This is a genomic window from Vreelandella rituensis, from assembly GCF_003336665.1.
GTDB lineage: Bacteria > Pseudomonadota > Gammaproteobacteria > Pseudomonadales > Halomonadaceae > Vreelandella > Vreelandella rituensis.
The window spans coordinates 1-3,218 of sequence record NZ_QPIJ01000119.1; the positions used below are offsets into that span (position 1 = coordinate 1).

The window sequence follows — 3,218 nt, forward strand, 5'->3', positions numbered from 1 at the left end:
CCTGCTGGAACGCTTTTCTTCCTACTTGGGTCTGGACTTCAATGACATAAAATCCCGTCCCGACTTTGATGAGATGTGCCATTACGGCGCTATTGCGTCATGAAACTGTCCGAACCATTGTTATAACTTGCATCAACGTTTTCCAGGCATCCTCTCCCTACCTTAGGGAAACTAGAGTTTGCCCAAAGTTCTAAGCATTACGAAGGAGTCGATAAATGCTAATAAATTCAATAAAAAGCGTAAAAACCGCATCTAGGGAAATTCAGAGCACCAGCACCCAGAAACCTCTTCGCACCTGTTTGCCAGAAGAGCAATTCCTGCTGGCCAGAGACCATGAAATCCAGGAGCGCCACCGCTACCGCGGGTTTGAGTTGAGCTTTCTTCCTCTCAACCCGGCCATCAGTCAACTGATGGCGATGCTTGGGCTCGAATGCGAGCAACGACTGGCCAGTCTCGCGCAGACTGCCGAACACCTTCAGCTAGGCGTTGGCCTGGAAAAATGCGAGGTGCATGGTGTTATCCCCCCTGACATGCGCAGGCAACATTTTTTTGTGGTCAATGAAGATATGGCTTATCAGGCACTGAACCATGCCTTAGCTGCAGCATATCATTCACATCAATTTCATGAACTTCTGGTAAAAACATGCAGCACCTTGGAATTACATGTCTTGCTAAAAGAGTTCGTCACCCAGAAGAAAAATGCCTGCCATATTCTTGAGGAAGTGCAAGACAGCCTAAGACAGCTTGCCGGTTAAAGAAAACAGCTAAAGAAAACAACAAGTTTTTTATCCGACATTATCCCTACGGATAAAAGAATCGACTGGCGACTGCCGGACAGACCATAGAAACAACTGCGAAATGCCATGGAGTTCTTGATGCCTGATTCTTCCTTGGGGAAGCCATTGCCTATTATCTCGCATCTTTCAAACCACACGGAAGAACGGCGTCTCGCAGCCTTGCATGCCACTGGCCTGTTGGACACCTTGCCCGAAGAGCGATTCGATCGCCTGACGCGTCTGGCGCACCGCCTGTTCGAGGTGCCTATTGTATTGGTATCGATGGTGGATCGAGACCGTCAATGGTTCAAGTCAAGCCAGGGGGTAAGCCTTCGGGAAACGCCACGGCATATCGCCTTCTGCTCCTGGACGATTCAGAGCGATGAACTCATGGAAGTGCCCGATACCCGCCTGGATGAGCGTTTTCGCGACAACCCCTTTGTGACCGGCCCGCCGTATGTTCGTTTCTATGCAGGCCAGCCATTGCACTTGGCAACAGGCGAGAGGATTGGCACGCTCTGCCTGATAGAAGCGGAGCCACGCCAGCTTCTGCCCCGCGAGAAGCAACTACTTTCAGACATTGCGCGGTTGGTCGAACAAGAGTTTTCCCTTGGCACCCAATACCCAACGGATAATATTACCGGGTGCCTGGACGAGCTGGCGTTTACCCCCCGAGCCACGAACACCCTCGCCTTATGTCGACGTCACGACATCAATGCCGTGTTGATCAGAATACGCATCCTCAACATGGCGCGAATCGGTCAGCTTCATGGTGATGAAGATGGCGGCGAAGTTGGTAGTAACGAGAGCCATCAACTGCTTGAGCAGTTGGGTAAGACCATGGCGAAGATCGCTTCTCAAGCCGAGGTGGTCGGTCGTTATGGCAACGATACGGTCGCGGCGTTGTTAATGGATGCCACCCTAGGAGAAATCAGGCTGCTGTGCGCGCAGCTTAAAGCCGCCCTGCAGCGCTGGAACGGTCTGCGCCGCCCCGGCGAAACAAAGCTTTACTGTCATATTGAAGTGGCTTCCGCCAGCCTCGACGCTCAGGAAACCTTAGCGCACCTCTTTGAAGGCGGATGGACGCACTATTTCACTATCGACGGGGAATGAGGGTCAAAAACTGAATCTGGAAGGTGTAACCGAGAATCGCCGCCCTTTAGACGGCGAGGAGGTCAATGGCTTTCACTTTCCTGGCCGGCGGTCGCCTTCGATGAAATTGGCCGTGAACGCCGCCTTGCCATGGGTTTCATAGGCCCATTTCATGGTGTCAGAAACCACTCGCATCACCTCATCAAACTCACCGAATACCTGCGTGCTCATGCGGTTGGGATAGACCTCGAGGCCGCTTTGCTCCAGGCGTTTGACGATTTCGCTCACGATGGGTTTGAAATCGTCGGTCAGGGGGTAATAGCTGAGTTGCGCGGAAAGATACATGATTTGTCTCCTTAATTTCTAATTTTCAAACGCTCCCAAGCCTTGAGCAACGCCTGTCGAGTTTCTTCTGGATGCTCCAACGGAAACATATGAGTACCCGGCACCATACTGAGCGCCACGCCACGTCGGCGTAACCGCCGAATGCGCGCGGGGGTCAACAAGTCCGACTCATCACCGGCAATCACATGTAGCGGCACCGCCGCACGCTCGGGCAATCGCGATAGATGATCCGGCAAATGACGAAAGATCTCGATTTCGACCGCTGGGTCAAATGTCAGCTCGGCTCTGCCGTCATCCAACACTCGGGTTCCTGCTTCAATGTAGTCGTGAAGTGCTTCGGGCGTAAAGCGGCGAAACAGCCCCCTTCGGCGCAATGAAATCGCCATGGTCTCGCGACTCGGCCATAGCGTACGCCGCCCTTGGGTTTTGCCTGCGGGCGTGATCCGATCAATGAAACCGAAACGTTTGGCGGCTTTCATGACCCAGGCGTCCACCCCCAGCATCAAGGGCGGGTCGAGCATGATGACGCCCATGAAGCGCTGAGGTTGTTTTTGCGCAGCCATGGCCATCAGGGTCCCCCCCAGCGAGTGCCCTACCCCCAGCACCGGTGCCTGCGTCTCGGGCAGGTGAGCCAATAACTCATCCACCAGATTGGCCCAATTGTGGTTGACCGGAAATTGAGGATGGTGCCCGAGACGATCCACCGGGTGCAGATCGAATTGCTCGGCCAGAGGAGCCAGCAGGCTGCGATAACTCAGGCCGGGAAAACCATTGGCATGGGCGAATACCAGCCGAGGTCGAGGAGAAGCGGGCGAAGACGTCATGGCGAACTCGTGATTGGCAAGTGGATCCAAAGGCTATCATACGACTGTTTTAACGCCAGTCTTGAACCCTCCGACGATTCATTCAAAGAATAGAATCGCGGATTCCCATCACTCTCACGCGCTTTGTTGCCAAAGTGTGGAGAGCGTGACCGGAGTTCGCGGTGTGCGAGTCGGCGTTTGC

Annotated in this window: 4 protein-coding genes; 2 read left to right on the forward strand and 2 right to left on the reverse strand. The window is 53.8% G+C overall.

Annotation, left to right across the window (positions count from 1 at the left end):
• Positions 1–215: 215 nt before the first annotated feature.
• Both DU506_RS20800 and DU506_RS20805 read left to right on the forward strand, forming a co-directional pair.
• Positions 216–755 carry a hypothetical protein gene (locus DU506_RS20800; RefSeq protein ID WP_114488743.1) on the forward strand — a complete coding sequence of 180 codons (540 nt, stop codon included), beginning with the start codon at positions 216–218 and terminating at the stop codon, positions 753–755.
• A gap of 120 nt (positions 756–875) precedes the next feature.
• Entirely contained in the window at positions 876–1,889 is a 1,014-nt protein-coding gene (locus DU506_RS20805) for a sensor domain-containing diguanylate cyclase (RefSeq protein WP_181870843.1), read from the forward strand.
• Between the two features lie 72 nt (positions 1,890–1,961).
• On the opposite strand, the gene DU506_RS20810 is transcribed toward DU506_RS20805, so the two are convergent.
• Together DU506_RS20810 and DU506_RS20815 are read right to left on the reverse strand one after the other, a co-directional pair.
• On the reverse strand, positions 1,962–2,213 hold the full coding sequence (locus tag DU506_RS20810; protein ID WP_114488745.1) for a YkoF family thiamine/hydroxymethylpyrimidine-binding protein: 252 nt from the start codon (positions 2,211–2,213) through the stop codon (positions 1,962–1,964).
• 11 nt (positions 2,214–2,224) lie between these two features.
• The gene (locus DU506_RS20815; RefSeq protein WP_114488746.1) at positions 2,225–3,037 is read right to left on the reverse strand and encodes an alpha/beta fold hydrolase; all 813 of its coding nucleotides are present in this window, start codon (positions 3,035–3,037) and stop codon (positions 2,225–2,227) included.
• Between the last annotated feature and the right edge of the window lie 181 nt (positions 3,038–3,218).

Excerpts from the sequence above, each read along its gene's own strand:
- DU506_RS20800 (WP_114488743.1), top strand. The coding sequence starts at position 216 with ATGCTAATAAATTCAATAAAAAGCGTAAAAACCGCATCTAGGGAAATT.
- DU506_RS20805 (WP_181870843.1), top strand. The coding sequence starts at position 876 with ATGCCTGATTCTTCCTTGGGGAAGCCATTGCCTATTATCTCGCATCTT.
- DU506_RS20810 (WP_114488745.1), bottom strand. The coding sequence starts at position 2,213 with ATGTATCTTTCCGCGCAACTCAGCTATTACCCCCTGACCGACGATTTC.
- DU506_RS20815 (WP_114488746.1), bottom strand. The coding sequence starts at position 3,037 with ATGACGTCTTCGCCCGCTTCTCCTCGACCTCGGCTGGTATTCGCCCAT.